The organism is Parazoarcus sp. PS-13 R2A (genome assembly GCF_057621855.1).
The window spans coordinates 1-496 of the sequence record NZ_JBYEXN010000062.1 but is presented as its reverse complement, the minus strand read 5'-3'; the positions used below and the strand labels follow the sequence as shown (position 1 = coordinate 496).

Annotated in this window: 1 protein-coding gene; it reads left to right on the top strand. The window is 66.7% G+C overall.

The genetic code is table 11. The features are described 5' to 3' along the window. On the top strand, positions 1 to 496 hold a 496-nt coding region (locus AC22G6_RS21825; RefSeq protein ID WP_487368506.1), incomplete at both ends, for a branched-chain amino acid ABC transporter permease.

Genomic DNA, 496 nt, shown 5'->3' with positions numbered 1-496 from the left:
GCTGGTGCTGCTCACCGGCGTGGGCGGACTCACCAGCTTCGGTCAGGCAGCCTTCGTCGGCCTCGGGGCCTACACCACCGGGGTGCTCACCACCGCGACCGAACTGCCGGGCTGGCTGTCGTGGCTGGGTGGTTCGCCGTGGCTGGCGCTCGTGGTCGGACTGGTGTTCACCGCGACCGTGGCCATCGTGCTCGGCTCGCTCACGCTGAAACTCTCCGGCCACTTCCTGCCGCTGGGCACGATCGCGTGGGGCATCTCGCTGTATTTCCTCTTCGGCACCATGGAGACCCTCGGTGGCCACACTGGTCTCACCGGCATCCCGCCGATCTCGATCTTCGGCTGGGAGCTCGATCAGGGTGAGGAGATCTTCTACCTGATCTGGGCCTTCCTGCTGTCAGCCGTGCTCACCACGCAGAACCTGCTCGACTCGCGCGAAGGCCGTGCGATCCGCGCCTTGAAGGGCGGCATGGTGATGGCCGAAGCGATGGGGGTGAAC